At 62.6% G+C, this 17086-nt stretch carries 13 protein-coding genes and 1 tRNA gene; 5 read left to right on the top strand and 9 right to left on the bottom strand.

The genetic code is table 11. The features are described 5' to 3' along the window. Nucleotides 1-50: 50 nt before the first annotated feature. A complete protein-coding gene (locus tag WKV53_RS22150; RefSeq protein ID WP_341406996.1) occupies nucleotides 51-1400 on the top strand; it encodes a right-handed parallel beta-helix repeat-containing protein in 1350 nt (449 codons plus the stop codon). Nucleotides 1401-1482: 82 nt separating this feature from the next. Here the strand turns inward: WKV53_RS22150 and WKV53_RS22145 are convergent, their stop codons facing one another. Then, nucleotides 1483-1965 carry a DUF3592 domain-containing protein gene (locus WKV53_RS22145; RefSeq protein ID WP_341406995.1) on the bottom strand — a complete coding sequence of 161 codons (483 nt, stop codon included), beginning with the start codon at nucleotides 1963-1965 and terminating at the stop codon, nucleotides 1483-1485. Nucleotides 1966-2111: 146 nt separating this feature from the next. Between WKV53_RS22145 and WKV53_RS22140 the strand changes: the two genes are divergently transcribed. After that, a tRNA-Met gene (locus tag WKV53_RS22140) sits at nucleotides 2112-2185 on the top strand. An 85-nt stretch (nucleotides 2186-2270) separates the two neighbouring features. On the opposite strand, the gene WKV53_RS22135 is transcribed toward WKV53_RS22140, so the two are convergent. Beyond that, complete coding sequence (locus WKV53_RS22135; RefSeq protein WP_341406994.1) at nucleotides 2271-3824, bottom strand: FAD-dependent monooxygenase; 1554 nt, start codon at nucleotides 3822-3824, stop codon at nucleotides 2271-2273. A 78-nt stretch (nucleotides 3825-3902) separates the two neighbouring features. Here WKV53_RS22135 and WKV53_RS22130 point away from each other — a divergent pair, with 78 nt between their 5' ends. Further along, entirely contained in the window at nucleotides 3903-4568 is a 666-nt protein-coding gene (locus WKV53_RS22130) for a TetR/AcrR family transcriptional regulator (RefSeq protein ID WP_341406993.1), read from the top strand. A gap of 98 nt (nucleotides 4569-4666) precedes the next feature. Here WKV53_RS22130 and WKV53_RS22125 read toward each other — a convergent pair whose 3' ends face one another. Further along, on the bottom strand, nucleotides 4667-5137 hold the full coding sequence (locus tag WKV53_RS22125; protein WP_341406992.1) for a hypothetical protein: 471 nt from the start codon (nucleotides 5135-5137) through the stop codon (nucleotides 4667-4669). A 533-nt stretch (nucleotides 5138-5670) separates the two neighbouring features. Between WKV53_RS22125 and WKV53_RS22120 the strand changes: the two genes are divergently transcribed. After that, nucleotides 5671-6093: a GNAT family N-acetyltransferase gene (locus tag WKV53_RS22120; RefSeq protein ID WP_341406991.1), complete on the top strand. Its 423-nt coding sequence runs from the start codon at nucleotides 5671-5673 to the stop codon at nucleotides 6091-6093. 18 nt (nucleotides 6094-6111) lie between these two features. On the opposite strand, the gene WKV53_RS22115 is transcribed toward WKV53_RS22120, so the two are convergent. From WKV53_RS22115 to WKV53_RS22090, 6 genes are all read right to left on the bottom strand, one after another. Next, entirely contained in the window at nucleotides 6112-6816 is a 705-nt protein-coding gene (locus tag WKV53_RS22115) for a hypothetical protein (protein ID WP_341406990.1), read from the bottom strand. Nucleotides 6817-6827: 11 nt separating this feature from the next. After that, nucleotides 6828-10328 (bottom strand): hypothetical protein, encoded by a 3501-nt coding sequence (locus tag WKV53_RS22110; protein ID WP_341406989.1) that lies wholly within the window; start codon nucleotides 10326-10328, stop codon nucleotides 6828-6830. Between the two features lie 490 nt (nucleotides 10329-10818). Continuing rightward, complete coding sequence (locus WKV53_RS22105; RefSeq protein ID WP_341406988.1) at nucleotides 10819-11166, bottom strand: hypothetical protein; 348 nt, start codon at nucleotides 11164-11166, stop codon at nucleotides 10819-10821. A gap of 594 nt (nucleotides 11167-11760) precedes the next feature. Continuing rightward, nucleotides 11761-12153, bottom strand: coding sequence for a bleomycin resistance protein (locus WKV53_RS22100; protein ID WP_341406987.1), 393 nt, complete (start codon nucleotides 12151-12153; stop codon nucleotides 11761-11763). A 31-nt stretch (nucleotides 12154-12184) separates the two neighbouring features. Further along, nucleotides 12185-13276 carry a flagellar basal body-associated FliL family protein gene (locus WKV53_RS22095; protein ID WP_341406986.1) on the bottom strand — a complete coding sequence of 364 codons (1092 nt, stop codon included), beginning with the start codon at nucleotides 13274-13276 and terminating at the stop codon, nucleotides 12185-12187. A 136-nt stretch (nucleotides 13277-13412) separates the two neighbouring features. Continuing rightward, nucleotides 13413-15842, bottom strand: a complete 2430-nt coding sequence (locus WKV53_RS22090; protein ID WP_341406985.1) for a transglycosylase domain-containing protein — start codon at nucleotides 15840-15842, stop codon at nucleotides 13413-13415. 166 nt (nucleotides 15843-16008) lie between these two features. Between WKV53_RS22090 and WKV53_RS22085 the strand changes: the two genes are divergently transcribed. After that, nucleotides 16009-16992, top strand: coding sequence for a class I SAM-dependent methyltransferase (locus WKV53_RS22085; RefSeq protein ID WP_341406984.1), 984 nt, complete (start codon nucleotides 16009-16011; stop codon nucleotides 16990-16992). Nucleotides 16993-17086: the final 94 nt, after the last annotated feature.

The raw sequence follows: 17086 nt of genomic DNA, 5'->3' as shown, positions 1-17086 counted from the left end.
CTCGGAAGATACGGAATTTTGGCGTATTCCTTCCGCCGCCCGTTCCATTCATGAGATTTTTGCTTCCACTGCTCCTCGCTTCCGCCGCCCACGCCGCGACCTGGTATGTCGCGCCCGATGGCGACGACAAGGCCCGCGGCGACAAGCCGCACCCCTTCGCCACCGTCCAAAAAGGCCAAGCCGCCGCCGCTCCCGGCGACACCGTCATCCTCCGCGGCGGGACCTATGCGATGAAGGACTCCATGATCGCCCACCGCGAGCGGATCTGGGCCTACGTCACCTTCCTCGACAAAAGCGGCAAGCCCGGCAAGCCGATCACCTACCGCGCCGAGACCGGCGAGAAGCCCGTCTTCGACCTCTCCGCGATCAAGCCACCCGGCATTCGCGTGCACGCCTTCGAGGTGGAGGGCTCCTACCTCGTGCTCGATGGCATTGCGGTCACCGGCGTTCAGGTCACCGCCACCCAGCACACCCAGTCGATCTGTTTTTCCAATACCGGCAGCAACAACCGCTACGAGCGCCTCCAGATGCACGATGGCATGGGCATCGGCTTCTACCTCTCCGGCGGCTCTAACAACCTCGTGGTCGATTGCGACGCCTGGAACAACTACGACCCTGTCTCCGAGGGCGGACGCGGCGGAAACGTCGATGGCTTCGGCTGCCACCCGAAGCGCGGCGACACCGGGAATGTCTTTCGCGGCTGCCGCGCGTGGCTGAACTCGGACGATGGCTTCGACTGCATCTCGGCATGGGAAAGCATCCGCTTCGAGAACTGCTGGTCGCTTCAGAATGGCAAGTCACCCGAAGGCAAGAGCCTCGGCGATGGCAATGGCTTCAAGATCGGCGGCTTCGGCCTGGAAGCCGTCCGCGGCCTCCCGCGCGAAATCCCGCGCCACACGGTGATCCGCTGCGTAGCCGCATCTAACAAGTCCAGCGGCTTCTACGCGAATCACCATCCCGGCGGCAGCGATTGGACGCACAACAGCGCCTTCGGAAACCGCGCGAACTTCAACTTCCTCGGCCGAGACTTCACCGAGGACCGCGACATTCCCGGCAAGGACCACAACATCCGCAACAACCTCAGCTTCGGCAGCCGCAATGAGCTGTCCCAGATCAATCGCGAGGCCTGCCAGCTCGCCGGAAACATCTTCGGCGAAGGACTCACCGAAAAGGACTTCGTTTCACTCGACGTGAAGCTGCTCACGGCACCGCGCCAGCCGGATGGCTCGCTACCGGAGACCGATTTCATGAAGCCCAAGCCAAAGGGCAAGATGGTCGACGCCGGAGAAAAGGGCAGCGAGCCCTTCACCGGTCGTGCCCCGGACGCCGGAGCCTTCGAACTCGGCGACGACCGCCGCGCCGCGGAGATCCCACGGGACGGCAAACGGGTGATCCGGTGACGTCACTGGGAACGCGGAATTCATTCCGCTTGGACGGTCGGCTCGCCGGTCCGATGAGCCGGGGTAATTCCGCAACCCCGGTTCACCTCCGCCAAGCCCCCACCACAATCCCGATCCCCCCGACCACGAACAGCAACGGAAACCACAGCGAATACCCCGGTGCCTTCGATTCCGGCTCCAGCACCGCGATCTCCGGCTTCTCCGGATTCACCCGGCACTTCTGCTGCGAACCTTCCGGATACCGCTCGATGAAAATCTTCACCGCCGCCTCCTTGCTGACCCACGGGCTGCCACGGAGCTTCAGCAGCTCGCTCTCCTTCGGCGCGCCTTCCCACTGGTAGCCGTAAAGCAGGCCGAAGCGATACTCCGGCTGGCTATTCGGATCGATCTGCCGCGTCTCGACATCCGAGCGCAGGATCACGCACGGCACCTGCGGCCAATGGTCCTCCGCGCGCGCCCGCTCGAAGCTCCGCCACATCAGCCAGGTGAAGACCCCACCGGCCAGCGCCAGCATCAGCCCGATGAGCGAGAGGTAAATCCGGGAACCAATGGAGCGCTGCGGCATGCGCCCCCATACCTTCCCGCGACCTGCACGCCAACGCTTTCGAACGTTCTCAAAAGAACCCGCAACAAAACCGTCAAAAATCCCTTGCACCGCCCCGCGATCTGAATAGGGTGCCGCCCCGCACCGCAAGGTGCACCACACAAAATCGCGGGATGGAGCAGCCAGGTAGCTCGTCAGGCTCATAACCTGAAGGTCGTAGGTTCAAATCCTACTCCCGCCACTTAATGAAGGCCGCTGGATTCACATGAGTCCAGCGGCCTTCGCCTTTTCCCGCGACTTGGCTGCGGCGGCCTCGACAAAAACGGTCAGCAAGCCGCCATCGACCCGCTTTCTTGGGCGGGCTCACCCAGCCATCGCGCCGCCGCCTTGGCAGCCTCACTAAGATCAGGCGTATCCTCACAGGCCCAAGCCACGATGCCGTCAGGGCGAACAAGGACCGCACTCAATCCCAGCCTGTCCTTGGCTCCATTGGCGAGATACTCCATCCGCTTGCCCCAGCCGCTTGTGAATACCTCGAGTTGCGGACGCGCATCAAAATCCAGAAGCAGGCTCCTGCCGCTCCTGAGCAATTCCCCGGTCCGCGTCCCGTCGCTCAACTCGAAATCCGGAACGCTACGCCCCACCAGCGGATGACTACTGCCCAGATCGTAGCGAAGGGAAACACCCCACACCCGCCCGGCAAAGTAGGTCGCTCCATCGCTCGTATCGATGAGATCCCGAATGATGGCTTCAAGCGCGCGTGCGCTACGGGTCGGCCGCATCAGCGCCACCTGCGCGCGCGACCAATCCAGAACCTGCGCCCCCACCGGATGCCTCTCCTGCCCATACGTGTCTAACAAGTCCGCCGGCGCCTCGCCTCGAATCGTGGCCGCCAACTTCCATCCCAGGTTCATCGCATCCCCAAGCCCCAGATTCAGCCCTTGGCCGCCCAAGGGGGAATGGATGTGCGCGGCGTCTCCCGCGAGCAATACTCGCCCCTTGTGATAAGACGTCGCTTGGTAGGCACGGTCAGTCCACGTGGTGGCGAGCCGAAGCGCGGTCAATGTGACGTCCGTGCCGGAAACATGGCGCAAGACCGACTGCACATGCTCAAGGGTGATCGGCTGGGTTCGATGGAAGGCACCGCCGTCAAAGTCGACCATCGCGATCGTTCCGGGCTTGGCATAGGTATACACCCCCGTCGGCGTGTAATGCCTTCCCGTGCGGAGCTTGTCCGGATCGGAGATCTCCACTTCCACCGAATAGCCAGTGAACTCCGCATCGGTGCCCACGAACTTAAAGCCCCCCACCTTGCGGACCATGCTCCGCCCGCCATCACACCCGACGAGCCAGCGCGCGCGAAACGTCTCACCACCCGCACGGACGCTCACACCATCATCTAACAAATCGAAATCCTCGACGCCGAACCCGTATCGGATCTCAACCCCCATCGCCCTTGCCCGGGCAACAAGGACCGCTTCGAGCGACTCCATGGTAATCGCCATGCCGGTCCCCGCCGGGCTCGGCAAATGATATTGCCACTGAGAGCTGTCGATGCGGTCATGATAGAATTGGATGCCAGCGAAATGGCCAGCTGGACGACGCTGCTGCTCCATCCAATGCGCGGCGGCCGGAGCACTCTTGCCACCTGAGCCACCGTCTACACGTTGAGCCTCGATCCCGTCGAGCAAGCCACGGCGGTAGAAGCCTTCCAAGCTCGGCACCGAAAGCCCTCGCATCCCGAACGGCATCCGCTTCAAGGGAGAAGCGGGATCCTCCGCCTGCTCCACAAGCAGCACCGACAGATTCGCGAGCCGCAGCTCACACGACAGGAACAAGCCCACAGGGCCGGCCCCCGCAATTACCACATCGTAGATCATAGGATTCCCAGCTCATTGGAACGTCGTTCCAATACATTTACACTGGAACACCATTCCAACCCGGTCAACCTGAGAATCATGAAACCCAAGGCTCGCACCCGGCGGTCGGAAGCTCTCTCGAAGGAGAGGATCGTGGAGGCAGCAATCGAGATCCTCGACACGGACGGCGAGGAGACCCTGACCTTCCGCAACCTTACCGCCCACCTGTCCACCGGCAGTGGCGCGATCTATTGGCATGTCGCCGATAAACACGAATTGCTCGCTGCGGCCACGGACCATGTCATCGCCCGCGTGATGGCGGAGGTGGTGAAAGAGGCAGACCCCCAAGGGGCCATCCGCACCCTCGCGATGGGAGTCTTCGATGCCATCGATGCCCATCCTTGGGTAGGGACGCAACTCTCCCGGAACCCGTGGCAGCATGCGGTCCTGAGAATTCTGGAAGGCGTCGGAGGCCGGATTCAGGCGCTTGGAGTTCCCGGGCAAGATCAGTTCAATGTGGCCACTGCGCTCATGAGCTTCATTCTCGGCATCGCCGGACAATACGCCGCGAGCGCGCGCTTCGCCTCCAGCAACACCACTCGAACGGAGCATCTCGGAGCAGTCGCTGCAAAATGGGAGCAACTCGACCCGGCAGAGTATCCGTTCGTACACCAGGTGGCGAAAATCCTGCCGGAGCACGATGACCGCGACCAATTCCTTGCCGGCATCAACCTCATCCTCGCCGGCATCAAAAGCGCCCTCTAGGCATCCACCATCCTTCGTTTGACGAGCGATGTGAGCACCCACGCATTGGCCGCCTGTCAGCGCCCTGTCGTAGTGCTCCACCTCCCCGTAAGTGGAAGTCATTCCCTTGCATCTGTTAGACGCCTCAAGCGGCACCAACGCCATGCGAGAAGCGACACCCACGGGACGAGAGCCGCGAGGACTAGGATCCAATGAGGCACATTGAGGAAGGCGTATGCTCCGCTTGGAACAAAGAACAGCATGCTCCGCAGCTGCTCGCTCGATGTCAGACCGGAGAAGGCATCCGGTACCTTGTAGGCCTTGCTGCTGCCGCTCGTCACGAAGCTCGGTGCGGCGAAGGCCGGGCGAGGAGCGGCTCCCGGACTGATATCGCGACGTCCCGAGCCCCCATGGTAGTTCACTTGGTAGCATGCGAGCGAGACCCCTCCCGCCACATTCGAGCAAGCAAAGTGGCCCCCGGTCCGCCAAGTATCGTGGCGAAAGGAATCCCACCACGTCCAGCTGAGGAAGATCATCACCAGCATCCCGGACCAGAAACTGAGCGAGCGATAGAGTGGGCGGGGAGACACGAGCACAACCCAGCAAAAACCCCCGATGCAAGCAACCCGAAGCCGCGTCGTCCGGACTGTCCGCTCCTACGGCATATTTATGCAAGTTGCATGAAACACCCTATCCCTCGTGAGGCACGACCCTCCCAGCACTTCAGAACTGCGACGGAATCCTCCCATCCGCGGATTCCCCGAGGGAAGTTCCATATCCTCGGTCCAAGGAAAGACCCTTGAGTCGTTCGGATTGCACCCGCTCCTCCTCATCACGATCCGAAACGGAGACCGTGGGTGCTATTGCCGTCGCCGAGGCCGTTCCCGCGTCCAGGGGATCGCTGCCATTCAGGGGTTTGCAACTCGCTAGGGTTGCAAAGCCGACGAGCCCGAGGATGCCATGGCGAAAAATCATGCCCGGAACGTTCCACGCCGGGCAGCAGCCGTCCAGCTTGGGCGCGAGGCAACGTTGGAGCGTCGTTTGACGAGCGCGATTTTGGAGCGACCACTCTATCAGAAGGATCATCATGATTGCCTTTCCCCTCTTGCCCCCGCCGCCGCCCATGGCCCTGCACGCAGACGGCGTGGCCCTCCACTTCTCCAGGGTGGTGGTCCCCTTGGACCGCCGTCAGGCGCCCTACTATCACTTCCGCATCCTCGCCGGCACTCGTGACGTGGGACACATCAACCTGCGCATTGGAGAAAGCGAGCACGTGCTCCGGGTAGTCGGCCACGTGGGCTACGGCATCCACAAGCGCTATCGAGGAAGACACTACGCACTCCTCGCCTGCCGCGCGCTGGCTCCATTTGCCCGGACCATCACCTCCGAAGTGATTGTCACCTGTGACCCCGCCAATCACGCATCACGGCGCACCATTGAGCAGCTCGTGGGAGGCAAACACGGAGAGGAGGTGGCGGTCCCTCGTTCCGATCCTCACTACCGGCGCGGTGCCCGGACCAAGCTACGATTTCGATGGGTGCCGTGAACAGGCGCGCGATCCTCACTACGGCAGCGGTGCCGCCTTCGGCGTATCATCCACCAGCGTCACCAGCGTCGGGCTCTTGCCACCCGGCCTAACAGCGCAGATGAAGACCTGCCGGTAGTCCTTGAGGAATTTCATCTTCGCCTCACTGAAGGGAACCCACGCATTGCCCGCCTGATACAGGAAATTGGTCTGCGCCATGTTGTAGGGATCCACGCTTTTGACCGGCGGGACCGGGGTGATCTTTCCCGGCGCAACCGCGATCTTATGCTCTCCCGCCTGGATCGCGATCGGCAGCGTGGTGAAGGAAATGGCGCGTGACTCACCCGGCGGGAAGGCCGCGATGCTATCATCCACGAAGACGATGCCGCACGGTGGCTTCTTCGCATCGCCCCGTGGCTGAATGATGGCGATCGCCTGCTTCAGGCCCTTCGGAACCGGAGCGGATGCCACCAGAGAAGCAGGATCGATCTTCGCGGAACTGTAGAGGTTCAGCTTGCCATCGATCACGACGACAGTTTGCCCCGCCGGGAGCTCACCCGGCGCGAGCACTAAGGGGAGAAGGTGGTCCGGTGCGTCGTTGGCAAACAACTCGGCCGCAGGATTGGCGGGATCATTCAGGAACGCGCGGACGGTCAGCTTGGTGGTCGATTCCTCCTGCGCGGAAACAGCGAGCGGGAACAGGCACGCCACTGCGAGGAGCGACGGGATACGGGCTTGGATCATGGGTGATACTCTTAGATTTCCGCACCGGAGAGCCAGCGGAATGAAACAATTTCCAACCGCCGCCCGAAGGTCTTGTTGGCGGAGTTCGACGAACCGTAGGCGTCCTCGGAAGGCTCCGTCGAGGAATCGATGTATTCGGGCATGCGCTGGACCACCGCCTCCGCATACGCGCGGGTGATCTGACCATCGCGCTTTGACTCGCCGCACACACGGATCACGAAGGTATCCGAGCGAACTGTAGCGGCCGGCTCCAGCAGCTTGAGAAGATCACCCTGCGTGATCCATCCGGGAGCCCCCGCGGCAGGATTGCCGGTGACCACCTCGGGAGTCGCGAATCCGTAGTCCGGGCCACTGATGTCCGGCATATTGATCGGGATCTGATTGGAATACGCGCTGCCATTCAGCTGGGCATTCTCGATCGCGGCCTCCAACGCCCCCCTGCGCGTCTCGTCGGAATTGGAACCAATCCGGCGGTTCACGAAGTCCGACATGGAAAGGAAAGGCCCGCGCTTCTTCACCTCCTGGACGATGCGTTTCGCGAGCTCATCCAGCTGTTGGTCGCTCAATTGCCGGAAGCCGCTCCACTGCGTTTCCTTCGCTCCATCGGTCAGCGCGGGGGCGGATGGATCGCTGGCGAGGGCATTGGGCATCGTCATGGAGAGCACCGGCGTATCCTCCGTAGCGACTGCCTTGAGTCCGGTCCCTGTTAGATCGAATACCGGCACCTTGCTCTCCCGCAGGGCGGCGAGCTTGGCCTTCCACGCCTTCGTGCTCGTCGAGTTCACATTGAAGGAACCGCGGACCATCTGATAGGCCGCCGCGCGCTGATAGGCGGAATCGTTCGGCACCCCGCCTGAGAACAGATCTCCGCTTGCCTTCTCGAGTGACTTTCCTCCGGCCAGATGAGGCGTGAACGCTTGCGATAGCAGCGGGCGGGTTCCTTCGATGAAATCCTTGAAGCAGCTCTCCGGCGACCGGTCCCCATCGGTCGCGAAAGTGGAGAAGTAGAAGCTGTCATAGAGCGCGTGATTCGCCAGCAGCGAGTGATCGAGCAAACGATAGCCGCCGGGACCCACCTGCGAGGCGGATCCCGTGCTCATCACCGGCGGCACCACGGAATTGCCGATCGGCTGCACCAGATTCGGCGCGAACCCGCTCGCGAGCACGTTGGTGCGGCGGAAGTCCGCGATTGCCAGCATCGGGCCGCCGGGAACTTCCAGCATGCTGCCCGACTTGATGCCATAGTCCGGGGTATTGCCCGTGATGAAGCGCGTGCGATTCCGTGCGTCGCTCTGCAGGATCTTCGAGACCGTATTCCGGGTCACACCTTCCAGACTCAGCTCATACGATTGGGTGCCCGGCTTGTCGTTCTTGAGATTGGTGACCGTCACCGGCAGCGCGGCATTGTTGAAAAGGAAGGGTTTTCCCGCATACACCCCGTTCACTAGGATGTTGCCGGGGGTACTAGCCAGGGCCCTGCTTCCCGCTTCATTGACGCCACCGCTCGTGGTGCGCGCGGCCGCGGTGAAAAGCGCGAATGGTTTCGCTCCGGCATGCCGGCTGATCAGCGCATCGCCGCCTCCTTCATTGGGGACGAAGGAATCCAGTGCGGTGGTGGTGAACTTCGTCTGCTTCATCACCTTTTCCAGATCGCTCAGATTCGGATAGATCATCTGGAAGCCACCATAGTTCCGCACCTTTCCACTCACGGTGATCTTCGCGGCGACTTCGAATGAGGCGCTTCCTCCGAGGCTCGGGCTGGCCACTCCACACGTCACGCCGAGCACCGTGTTCTTAGGCCGACGCGGATACTGCACCACGCTGCGATTCAGCCAGTCGATGTCATACCCGACCGTGTTGCCGAAGAAACCCGGCTTGGTCTTGATCGAGCGCGTGAGCTGGTTGCCGAAATCAAAGAACGTGTTGGGCGAACCGGTCCGTCCGAATTGCGAATTGGGGTCGATGTAGGGCGAGCAAATCAGCGTCTGGCCCGGCTCCATCACGATCGCATCCTTCGGATCGGAACTCTCCTTCTCCGCCTCCTTGTCGATCTGGGACTCGGCCTTGCCACCATTGATCTCGGTGACGGTCGTATCAAAGCCTCTCCAGTTCGAAATCTTCAGCACGATCGACTTCGCGATGCCCCCTTGGGTCCGCCCCTGATCATAGAGTTCGTTGAAGGGAATCAGCTTCCCACCATTGAGAGCCACGCCATCGAGTTGGAAATTGAATCCGAGCGGCAGGCTCTGGAACGACACCTCCAGCATGTCGAAGGAGATGCGCACATTGTACGGATTGAAGAGCGTGACGATTGGCGTGTACATCACGTGCATCTGGCCGCTATTGCCGTCGTCCGGCGCGCCGCCATGGATAGGCCGGGTAAGCAGACTGAAGAGCACCTGCACCTTCGCGATCACCGGCCCGGGGGAGAAATACTTTGGCTGCACCGGCTTCGTTCCCACTCGCGGGACCGTCACGTTTTCCAAGGGACCCTGGTTATAGAGCGGACGCGTCTCGGCATTGGCGAGCTGCTTGAAGGTATTGTAGCAGGAGCACAGGCGCGTCCACTGCGGGTCCGACTCGCCGGTCACATTGTGTGTGCTGGCATAGAGGCCCTTGCCGGAATAGCCACCCGGCAACGCGGCCCCGCCCGCGGGCTGCCGCACCTCGAACATCGAGGAAAGATCCTTCTTCAACCCGCCGAGCCGCACATCGGAAAGCACGCCCAGCGAGTAGGGCGTCACATCATCCCGCAGCGGCTTCAGCCGGTCGATGCCGCCGGGGCCGCTGAGCTCGCTCTGATAGAGATCCGTGACCTTCTTGCCGGTCTCGTCCGCGGACTCGAAGGCATCCGCATCCACGTCATTGCCGAGAAAGGCGAGATCACTTCCAAGCGCCGCAACGTAGGGACGATGCCCCGCGAGCAACGCGCGCTTCCGTGCCAGCGTGTCGGAGCGGGAAGGATCACGGAAGAGATGGACACGCGACTTCTGGGACTCATCGGACACGTGCCATGCATAGCCTCCCGTCTCCTTGTCCTTCTCTGTTAGAGAGACCCGGCCGGCTCGGAGGGCTCCCTCGCTGGGAAGGTTCCCGCCATACGATTCGGCTCCCGCCAGCGTGATCGCCGTCTGCTCCCAGTCCGACTTCGCGAAGTCGAGGTCTTCAGCATCCGCCGGAGTGCCGGTCGAGACCATCCAGCCCTTGAAGCGCTTTTGCTTCTCTCCCTGATAGTCCGGCGACGAACCTGCTCCCAGCAGAGTGGAAGTATTGTCCCACGATTCCCACACGCCCATCAGCTTCGGCTTCGCCGGCGAGTCACCTTGAAGCTCCGAATTCGCCGTGACCGCCTTGTCCGGCCCCAGCGATTTCTGGAGTTGGCCGATCGCCAGCATCAGCGCCATCCGCGCGTTCGCCTGAGCCTCGCTCCGCGCATCGCCTTGCGTCGAGGCGCGCAGGGAAATGCTGGAAAGCGACAGCAGCCCCACCGCCATCACCGTCATCAGCACCATCAGCGAAAGCGTGATGACCAGCGCGAAACCGCCCGCGGGCCGTCGCTGTCGCCGTGCTCGTGGTCCTCTGCGTCGCCCGGACTTGGGCGCGCCGTGAAAGAGTCTTGGGTTTCTCTGCGGGGTCACGCCAACATTGGTCCGCCCCGGTCTCTCATTTGTAAATACGCCCCAACCCGCGAAAAAGAATAGCTGTCATTACTGCACTTTGAAGCTGTTATGCATGATTGATCCTCTCCCTCACGCCGGAGAAAGCCTTCCGGCGAGCGATTCAGCTCCCATCGGAGACGGCTTGATTCCCCCCTAACGGCATTTGAAATCCACCGCGCTTCCCGCTAAAAACCGCGCCTGTGCTCCCTTTCCCTGATCCACCCGATTGCCAATTCGCCACCGATGCGGCCATTGTCGTAGCCCTCGCCATCGTCTGGCTCGTCGGGCGATTCATGGAGGATCCTCAGTAGCTCGACAGCAGGCGATAGGCTGCCAGGGCATTTTAGCCCTCTTCCGCGCCAAGATCGTGGTCCCACCTGTAACTCACGTTCTCCTCGGGGAGCCTGGATTCGCGGATAATCGCATCCACTGTCGATGAGTTCCCCGTGGGGATTTCAAATCCCGGGAAGAAGGCAAGTCGCCGGGTTGCGGTTCCGTAGAGGATGCCCACCACTTCGCCATTGCCCAGCTGTGCCATACAGCTGAACCCGGGTTCAGGGAAGACCAACGGATCTTCCTCATGGAGGCTCACAGGCATGGCATCCACGACCTCCCGGCAAACATCAGAGAAGATCACCACCGTCCTGCAATCGTCGATGCGCGCGTGCGGTCCTGGCACAATGTTCTTCATCCGGGGTGCCCTTCTGTGCTTTGAAGCGGTGCCTTGTTAGACCTTGGCTTTTACCGGTGCGAGGACTGGAGCTGAAAAGGGATGATCTGGAGATCTCATGTCCGATGGCAGCGGCTCCGGCCGGGTCATTTCCCACAGGTGATTCAGAAATCGCTGGAACGTCGGCATGACTTCGTCGACGGCCAATTCATATGCCAATGACTCGTCACGCTTTGGCCTGGGGATCGCAGGCCAATAAATCACCTTCACGGTCTCAGGTGGGACCAAGGAGACTCTCACTGTAGGCACCGTGGGTCCGCCGCCCAACCCGAGATGATCGAGGGTGGAAAAAACCAAGGTCTGCATGCTCGAACCAGCCCGGAAATGACGGTCGAAGTTCCGATCCACCCCGAGCTGAATGAATCGCCGGGCCAACGGCTTCCATTCGCCCCACGATGCATCTGGAAACCTCTCAACGAACTCGCGGAGATGAACCCACGACTCCCTATTCGCAGCTATGTGTTCCGGTGTCATGGCAATCCCACTTGGGCAGAATAATGGATAGGAATCAGACCAATCTCGCTAACCGAGAGCCCCTTTCATCGCAAGGCAGAATCAACCCCGCACCACCTTCGGATCCGTGGCAAACACCAGCACGTTCCCATCCGGATCGCGAATGATAAGCTCACGGTTTCCCCACGTCTGATCGGTCGGAGGCAATTGCACATCCGCGCCTCTCGCAGACACCTCGTCATGCAATTGGTCCACGTCGGCCACCCAAAGAAACGCATCCGTCATCCCCGCGCGCTCCGGCTTGTAGGAATGCAAGTGCAGCCACACCCCATCCCGCGCGAGGCCGATGTATCGCGGCTCGGGCTTCGCCCCATCCGGCGGATAGGCGAACATCTTCTCAAAGCCCAGGACCCGACAGTAGTAGTCCACAGCCCTTCCAGAATCGGAAACGGAAAGCACGGGGATCGCGGTCTTGATCATGATGTTCTTTTCCACGATCCAAATTCACCAACGGTACCCCATCGACTCAGTTCTCCGGCTTCTTCGCCACCCAGCCCTCCGAGACAACACTATCAATCAGCACCTGATTGTCGCGCGTGGCCTTCGGCGGGAACTTCAGCTTGAGCGTCCACTTCACCTTCGCGCCGGGATCGGCCGGACGCACCCGTTGGTCCAGCGCTCCGGTACGCGGGACGTAGCCGTAGAAGAATTCCAGGCCGTCCTGCGAATCGAGGCGATAGCACGACCACTCGCGGTCATCGCGGAAGTCGAAGTTGAAATACTCCACCACCGAAAGCTGGACGCGGAAGAGCACCGGCTCCGTCGGCTTCTTGGTGCGGAACTCCTCCCATGACATCTCCGACCACGCGGCCCAGCTGTCCCAGTCCACCCTCTGGTGACCATCGTGCTTCACCAGATTGATCTCGCGCACCTTGAAATCACCGGTGCGGACCTCCACCGTGGAGACTGCGCCCTCGCCGGTGCCCGCGGTGACCGGCTCGCCGACCAGACCTTGGAAACCGGGAGCCTTATAGGCTTCACCCGCAAGCCAGCCATCCCACTTGGCAGAGGTCGCAGCGGGATCGAACACCACGGCGAGCGCCTCCTCACGGGTGCGCGCTTCCAGGAAAGTCTTCACCGTCGATTCAATCTCGATCAGCAGCGGCTTCGGCGCCTCCACCGTGACGCCACCGGGCCCCGGAGCAGTCGCGCTCGGGGTCGTTCCAGTGGCCGATGGTTTCGGCACCTCCCCCGACTCAGCAATCGCTGCCGGTGGCTTCTTCTCCGGAGCCATCCACCAAGCCACCATCCCGACCAGCACGACCGCAGCCACGGCGAGGATCGCGATGAAATTCCGGTCGCTGCGGACGGCTGCCACAGCCTCGTCCGACCCCGTCTCCTCATCGTATTCCTCCACCTCCACCGGTCCCGCCTCCGCGACCGGCTGGGACATCAGCGGCGGCAATTCATCATCCGGCCCCGGCAAGCGGAGCATGATGCGGCACGCCGGGCACACCACCCCCGTGCCATCGTGATCCTGCGGCACCCGGAAGACGCAGCGGCATCCCGGGCACACGAAGCTATTCCAGCGTCTGGCGGTGGTCACCGTGTCGGACACGCGGGGAGGCTGCGACGTGCGCAGCGGAGGTGCAAGGGTTTCATCCACACGCTGACGCAACCGTTGGTTTCTCAACCGCAACGATCAGACGAACCCCAAAGGGCCATCGCTTGCGGTTAAATTTCCGCCACTCCCGCTACTCCGGCGAAATCTTCAGCCGGTCCGGCCACGGCAGCTTTATCTTCGCCTCGCCGTCACCGAGGTCGAAGCTATCCAGCACATTCGTCCGGTTGCGCGGAGTGGGCTGCGCCGAGCTATCCAGCACCACTTGTTCGGTGTAGTAGGGATCTTCTCCCAGCAGCACCGGTGCCTTCGAGCGCACCGGCGTGGTATCGATCCAGGCGGTAGGGATGAGATTCTTCCCGGAAGCCGCTCCAGGATCGGTCACCGCGGCACCCGAGTGCAGTGGGCAGAAGGGCAGGTTCTCGCTGCCCTTGCGGAAAAATTCCGTTATCCTCGAGGGCCCGGTCAGCGTCGCCCCGGTCGCGGCATCGGTATAGGTATCGTAGCAATACGGCGTCGCGCGCTGGCCGGAGACGCGGCAGATTTCCGCCTGCACCACCGAGTCCGGCTGGGAAATGACCTTGCCGCCATAGTTCGCCGCAGCCGCATTCATCGCATCCTCCCACACCGGCATCGCGATGTCCTTCGAGAAGGCGCCCTCGTAGATCGTCTTGCCGGGCTGCAGGAAGCCAGCCCACACGCCGCAGCTCACGCGGCCATTGTAGCCGAGAAACCAGTTGTCGGAGAAATCATGCGTCGTGCCGGTCTTGCCCGCACCGGTGAAGGGCTTCTCTACCATCCGTTCGGCGAGTCCCGCCACATTCCCCCGCTCCATCCCACCGCGCATCATGCTGTGCACCATGAAAGCGGTCGCATCGTCGGTGGCTTCCAGGCGGGTCGGCGCGTGAATCTCCCGCTGATAGACCGACTTGCCGGTGGCGTTGTCGATGCGATCCACGATCGTGAACTGCGTCGGTGCGGTCGCGCCACCGCGGGCGAAGGCGGAAATCCCGCGCACCGCTTCCTTCAGCGACGCAGCTTCCCAGCCCACCGCCATGCGCGGCAGCAGCTCCGCGTCCTTCATCGGCAAGCCGAAGCGAGCCACACACTTCCGGACATTCTCAAGCCCGGCCATACCGGCGAAACGGACGGCCGCGGCGATCTTCGACGTCTCCAGCGCGCGGCGCACCGTGATCTTGCCCTCGTAGCGCGGCTTCGCGGTCTCCATGCCCCATTCCCCAAGCACCCCTTCGCGCCCGCCGACCATCACCGAGCGATTGTCCATCTGCTCGTCATCCACCAGCGACGCCGGACCCATCCCCTGCTCCAGACCCGCGGCATAGAGGAAGGGCAGGAAGGCCGTGCCAAGCGGACGGCGGCCCATTTCGATCACATCATACGGCGCATCCTCATAGCTGCGTCCGCCGACATAGGCGAGAACCTCACCCGTCTGGTGATCGATCATCAGGCCCGCGCCCTGCAGATACTCCGGCGGCGCGCCGGACGACTTCTTGTACTGCGAGCGCTTCTGGTTCGCGTAGCCCTGATGCTGCTCCGCCTTGTCCAGGCTCTTCTGCAGGCTCTGCTCCAGTGCCCGCTGCACCTCGCCATCGATCGACGTGTGAATGCGGAAGCCTCCGGCCGCCAGCGCATCCTCACCCAGCACCCGACGGATCTCATCCGCCACGCGTTCGTAGAGGTGGGTCGTGCCACGTTGCAGCGGCTTCGGATTCAGCTTCAGCGGCGTCACCCGCAGCTTCGCGGCCTCGCTGCTACGCAGGGCGCCGATGTCGACCATCCGACCCAGCACCAGGTTGCGCGAAGTCTGGTTCGCCGCCGGATTGTTGAGCGGGGAAAGATTGCTCGGATTCTTGATGCACCCGACGATCGCCGAGCTCTCCAGCGCATCCAGATCCTTCGGCTCCTTGCCGAAATAGCCGAGCGATGCCGAACGGATCCCGTAGAAGCCACTGCCGAAATAGATGCGGTTCAGGTAGAACTCCAGGATCTCCTTCTTCTGGTAGCGCTTCTCGATCCGGCGGGCCAGGAAGGCCTCCACCAGCTTGCGCTCATAGCCGGACTGGTTCTTCGCCTTGCGCTCGGCCTCCAGGTCATACGCATTCCGCGCCAGCTGCTGGGTGATCGTGCTCGCCCCCTGCGTCGTCTCGCCGGCCTTGTAGTTCAGCCACACCGCGCGGACGATGCCGATGTAGTCCACCCCATCGTGCGTCTCGAAGCGCTGGTCCTCACCCGCGCGCAGCGCATCGATGAAAATCTGCGGCACCTGCGTGATCGGGATCACGCTGCGGTTCTGGACGAAGACACGGCCGATCTCCTTGCCATTCCGGTCCAGGATCAGGCTCGGGATTTCCAGGTCATTGATGCGGGCCAGATCGAAGGTATCCGCATGCTCGCGATACGGCCGGGTGAAGCGCTCCGCGCCCACCAGTCCGAGGCCGCCGACAAGCAGACAGAAGAGCAGGAAGAAGCCCCAGAAGCGTTTGCGCTTGTAGAAGCGCCGCTTACCCGGCTTCTTCCGATTGTTTTTTTCGCTGGTGGCCATGCAGGAATCCGATCGTGACAGGGGCCGGAACGTCCCCGGTGCCCCCTCCGCATACCCGCCGGAAGGCGATTGCGCAATACCGGGCTTGGCATCTCCCGGACCAGGCTTGGCGGACAGGCTCCGGGAGAAAATACGCGCATCCGGCACGATTTCCTTCCCGGATTTCATGGCCGCCGCCCTCTACGACCCGGAGGACGGCTACTACGCCCGCCCCGCCGGCCAGGTGGGGAAGGCTGGCGACTTCATCACCAGCGTCAGCATCGGCCCCCTCTTCGGCCGCCTGCTCGCCCGCCACATCGCCGCCTGGCACCAGAACTCCGGCTCCCCGGAGCGCTGGCGCGTCCTCGAAACCGGCGCCAACGATGGCTCGCTCGCCGCCGATATCATCACTGGCCTGGAGCGCCTTTCCGCCGATGCCGGGCTGGAATACGTCATCATCGAGCCCCTCCCCCACCTCGCCCGCATCCAGCGCAAGCGCGTCCCCGGCGCCGCCGTCCTCGAAAGCGCCACCCTGCTGGCGGACGATCCCCTGCCCACCTTCGTCTTCGGAAACGAGGTCATCGACGCCCTGCTCTTCCACGTCATCGAGTCGGACGGCACCCGCTGGCTGGAACTCGGCGTCGCAGTCGATGAAAACGGCACCTTCCTCTGGCACCCCCTCGGCCCCGCCGCCGCGGAAGTCGTGGAAAACCTCCCCGTCATGCCCGCCGGCTACCGCACCGAAGTCCGCGGCCGCAGCGTCCGCGAATTCCTCCAGCCCCTCGCCTCCTCCATGGCAGGCGGCCGCATGCTCTGGATCGACTACGGCTTCCCGCGAGACGACTACTACCACGAAGCCCGCACCACCGGCACCCTGCGCACCTTCTCCCGCCACCGCGCCGGCGAAGACCCGCTCGATTCCCCCGGCGAGATCGACATCACCGCCCACGTCGACTTCACCGGCCTCGCCGCCGACATCGATGCCGTCGGCGGCCAAGTCATCCGCTTCGAGCCCCAAGGCCGCTTCCTCACCCACGTCGCCCGCCCCTGGCTCCTCGAAATGGAAGGCCGCACCGATGACGATGCAAAAAAGGATCTCCGCGCCTTCCAAACCCTCACCCACCCCGGCCACCTGGGGTCACGCTTCCACGTGATGGAAGCGGCGTTCTAACAGCATCTCCTCGTAACGGGATGTCTTCCTCCAGCGGTTTCCCCTCGTATAACGGCACTCCTTCATCCCGCGGGATTGCCCTCGTCCAGCGCAT

Origin of the sequence: Luteolibacter sp. Y139 (assembly GCF_038066715.1) — a bacterium.
In the GTDB taxonomy this organism is placed as follows: domain Bacteria; phylum Verrucomicrobiota; class Verrucomicrobiia; order Verrucomicrobiales; family Akkermansiaceae; genus Haloferula; species Haloferula soli.
Note: the sequence above shows the minus strand (reverse complement) of the source record. Positions and strands in the feature narration are given on the sequence as shown.